This is a genomic window from Chromobacterium piscinae, from assembly GCF_021129175.1.
GTDB classification, from domain to species: Bacteria; Pseudomonadota; Gammaproteobacteria; order Burkholderiales; family Chromobacteriaceae; genus Chromobacterium; species Chromobacterium piscinae.
Map to the genome: position 1 here is coordinate 1 of NZ_JAJOHV010000176.1, position 4,033 is coordinate 4,033.

Here is a 4,033-nt window from a genome sequence, read left to right on the forward strand (position 1 = left end):
TTCCAGTTGGTCGTTCGATAGCGTTTTGGAGCGGGCTTGGTCATGCCGCTATCCTACCAAGCTGCGGTGGAGAAGGATTTGTGCAACAGCGCCATGGCGAGAGCAAACAAGATACCAAAATCATCCAAACGCGGTGGCCCGCTCCAGCGAGAGAGGGATGAGGTTGGGAGCCGCAGCTGCAGTGGTTTCCAGGGCACTTTCCGTTTCATTCTTGCTATATGTTATGGTATTGATTTGCATGGTGGGCTTTGTTGGCAGCTCTTAGTAACTGGTGGAGTTTTGTTGAACTTTGTTTGAGCGGACTTAGGATGACGTGGCTCTCGGATGCACTGTTGGCAGGAAGCGCGTATTTGAGTAGAGTGGCCATCGTTGCTGACGGTCCGACATCAATATAACAATGTGGTCCTGTTTTTTCTAATTGCAAAATTGTGTCCCTAAACATTATCGGTTGTCGCACTGCATTCCATATGCTAGAGGAATTAAAGCTTTCAATAGGATTTTGACTCGAACAGCATATTAATGGAATTCTCGGCTGCTTGTCAGATAATTGTGAGGAAAGTAAGTCTAGTTTTTGCTTGGCAGGAAGTATCCAGCGTGAATGAAAAGGTCGTTCAGCTTGAATTTCTTGATATGTCAAGTTGAAAGATTTTAACAGCTGGTTGAGCGCGGGCAGGTTGCTTGAGGTGGCGGAAATCACAAAGGCATTGTCGAAATTGATGCCAGCAAGATCAGAAATGTCTTGCAATCCAGGAATGTGCTGAAAGAGAGCGGGATCCGCTAATACGGCAATCATTTTTCCAGGTTCGCATGTGTCCCTGAAAATCTTGCCCTGCTCAAAGACAATGTTTAGCGCTTCAGCTTCATCCATGCATCCAGCGGCAGTGGCGGCAGCGTATATTCCCATGCTTGAGGCAACATGAATACTTGCTTCAATTTCATAATCAATGAGGCATCGCGTAAGCGCGCGTTCTATGAGATAGATGGCTACGCTTGAGCTCGGCACGTCAGTGAACGGCTCGTATAACTGTTTATTTTCTACATCAATGAGTTGGAGGGGCGAATGTCCGATGACGTCACGGGCGATTTTGTCCAATGAATCCATGTGGCGGCGAAATAAAATGTTGGATGCATATAAATCCATCCCCATGGTGTAATACTGTGATCCTTGACCTGAGAATAGAAAGACGATGGGCTTGTTTTTCATCTGCATATTCTTTATTTGTTCCGCAGGAAGATTTAATACAAGCTCGTCGACTTATTTATTTATTGGTTGCCACGCCAAGCAGAGCGGCCTAAATAGCCAGGGGATACTCCGGCTATACTCATCAACCAGCTTGCTTTATGTGGGAAAGGACGCCGGGCTAGATTGTTTCCGTTGGGCTCCGGGCTGTACGCACACCTTATTTCCTTTTTTCGGTTGAAGGTGTAGTTCATTGCCCAGTAATGATTAGTGAGTTATCGCGTTTGAGGTTTCGGATTGCTCTTTCTTTAATAATCCCTGAATGGATTTGCTGTACTTTTTGAAATCAAGGGGGGATTTTTGTTTTTGAGCAGTCCAGATCATTTCAGCCAAGCAATCCATTATATTGTGTGCGGCATGATGCTCTGAACCGGTCCGACGAATGAGCTCATAATAGATGGACTTGATTCCGGGTGGATTGTCCATGGCGACCTGCTCTGAAATTGATAGATGCATTGACAAGTGCAAAAAAGGATTAATCTTTCCATCTTCGGGGGAGTAATCTTTTTCTTGAATCGTCTGGTTTTTTTCTAGGTCTTGGTGAAATTCAGGGTGCTCATTAATCCAGTCGACAGCAACTTCTTCCAGTGGTGTTAATGAGCGATGCTGTCTGAATTTTCTCCAAGAATCTAAAAAAAAACTCCTGGCTTGGCGGCGTGTCAAGTTGCTGTCCATATTCGCAGCTCTATCGATCAAACGCTTTTTGTCGGCCAATTTTATTTTTTAACTGTAGCATTCCATATACCAATGCCTCCGCTGTCGGCGGGCAGCCGGGAATATATATGTCCACAGGAACAATTCGGTCGCAGCCGCGAACGACAGAGTAAGCATAATGATAATACCCACCGCCGTTGGCGCAGGTGCCCATGGAAATTACCCATTTTGGCTCAGCCATCTGGTCATAGACTTTCCGCAAGGCCGGTGCCATTTTATTTGTCAGGGTGCCTGCTACAATCATGAGGTCAGCTTGGCGTGGGCTGCCTCTAAACATTTCCCATCCAAATCGAGCCAGGTCGTAACGGGCCGCACCCGCATGCATCATTTCCACTGCGCAGCATGCTAAGCCAAATGAAAGTGGCCATAGAGATCCGGTGCGTGCCCAGTTGATTACATTGTCGACCTTAGTAACGGCAAAGCCATCATGCAAACTTAAACCATGATTTTGCTTGCTTTCCATGCAACACCTCAATTGAGATAGTTTTTAAAATGTCTTAATTTTGCTTCTGCAAAAAAGCAACTTAATGCATCGCTTTGCTGCGCAAGTGTTCCTGCACTTGCCAACGGGGCACTGAAGAGTACGCCAGAGTTTTTTGCAATATTGCATTGCAGCATTGCTTGAGCTGCTTACTTAGTTCGTGGGAGCCACGCAGGGTGGCCTTCCCCCGTAAATTCATTTTTTGACGCAAGCACGGTGCGGATGCCGACCCTGCAAGATGTTCTTGTTGATACTGTTATCATTAAAACATTCATTTGGCATTGTTTGCGGCAGTATAGCGGTAAAAATGAATATCATCTAGTGCATGTCAAGTTCATTGGGATGGTTAAACGTTCTAAGGACCGCTGACAAAACTGGTTTGTCCAATTGGACTGGCCCGGCTCCTGTAGGCAATCCCGTCCTTATGATTGGACTACCACAATTCCCAGGCTGTCTGCATGTTGAGCCCCTGCTTGGGGTTCATTCCCGATACCCCAATTTGACAGATTTGCACGGTATGGAGCTTTGCTTTTATGGCTAGCACTTTTTGAGTGGCTTTAATGCAAAAACCCCCGCGGGGCGGGGGTTGTTGGGGGAATGCTTTACAAACTACTTTCAGGCGTAAGTCAGAACGGAATGTCGTCGTCCATATCGTCCATGCGGGGAGCGGCTTTCGGCTCCTGGCGGCGCGGGGCGGCCGGAGCTTCCTGGCGCGGGGCCGGGGCGCTGTAGCCGTAACCGTCGTCCATGCCGCCACCCATGCCGCCGCCGGAGGAAGCGCCCATTTCGCTGCGGCCGCCTTGCAGGCTCAGTTCGTTGACGCGCACGTCCGGGGAAACGCGCTTGTTGCCGTCTTTGTCCTGCCATTCGCGCAGGGTCAGTTGGCCGTACACGGTCACTTGTTGGCCTTTGGCCAGGTAGTTTTTCAGCGATTCACCGCGCTTGCCCCATACCTGGCAGCTGAACCAGTTGGTGCTCTTGCGCTCGCCGAAGCCGATGTCGCTGGCTACGCGGAACGACAGAACGGGCTCGCCGCTCGGGGTGTAGCGCAGTTCGGCGTCGGCGGCCAGGCGGCCGTCAAAGGTGATGCTGTTCATTCAATTCTCCGGATAAGTTCAAACTGCTTGGCCTGCGCCGCGAGCGAGGCCCGATTGGCGGCGCGTCTGCTCCCCGTTGTCCGCGCGGATGCGGCATGCCGCAGCCCTCCATACTACCGCGAAGACGGATTTTCTGGCTGGGCGCTTGCACAAAGGCCAGCGGGCGGACTGGGTTTCGGGGCAGGTTTGGCGAATGGGCCGTATTATACACGCCAATCGGCTTTGCTTTGTTCCGGATGCGGCGCAAGCTGAAGTGTTTCCGCTTGGAACGATGGGCTTGGCCGCGCGCGGGGAACTGTATCGGTCCGCGGCGGTCTGTCATGGGTTTGTTGAAAGGATGATGACATGATGAAGAACACAATAGTATCGATGCTGGTTGCCGTGAGCGTGGCCGGCCTGTCCGGCTGCGCCAATATGAGCGACACCCAGAAGGGCGTGGGCGGCGGCGCCGCTATCGGCGCCGGCGTGGGCGCGGCTATCGGCGCGTTGACCGCGGGAGGC

The 4,033-nt window shown here is 50.7% G+C and carries 5 protein-coding genes; all 5 read right to left on the reverse strand.

The window, feature by feature from the left end:
• Nucleotides 1-214 precede the first annotated feature (214 nt).
• Nucleotides 215-1,204, reverse strand: a complete 990-nt coding sequence (locus LQR33_RS24000; RefSeq protein WP_231178795.1) for an acyltransferase domain-containing protein — start codon at nucleotides 1,202-1,204, stop codon at nucleotides 215-217.
• Nucleotides 1,205-1,447: 243 nt separating this feature from the next.
• Complete coding sequence (locus tag LQR33_RS24005) at nucleotides 1,448-1,915, reverse strand: DUF1841 family protein (RefSeq protein WP_231470744.1); 468 nt, start codon at nucleotides 1,913-1,915, stop codon at nucleotides 1,448-1,450.
• Nucleotides 1,916-1,925: 10 nt separating this feature from the next.
• Nucleotides 1,926-2,417 (reverse strand): NuoB/complex I 20 kDa subunit family protein, encoded by a 492-nt coding sequence (locus tag LQR33_RS24010; RefSeq protein ID WP_166440407.1) that lies wholly within the window; start codon nucleotides 2,415-2,417, stop codon nucleotides 1,926-1,928.
• A gap of 8 nt (nucleotides 2,418-2,425) precedes the next feature.
• Complete coding sequence (locus LQR33_RS24015; protein ID WP_231178796.1) at nucleotides 2,426-2,572, reverse strand: hypothetical protein; 147 nt, start codon at nucleotides 2,570-2,572, stop codon at nucleotides 2,426-2,428.
• A 489-nt stretch (nucleotides 2,573-3,061) separates the two neighbouring features.
• Nucleotides 3,062-3,532, reverse strand: a complete 471-nt coding sequence (locus LQR33_RS24020) for a single-stranded DNA-binding protein (RefSeq protein WP_021475777.1) — start codon at nucleotides 3,530-3,532, stop codon at nucleotides 3,062-3,064.
• Nucleotides 3,533-4,033: the final 501 nt, after the last annotated feature.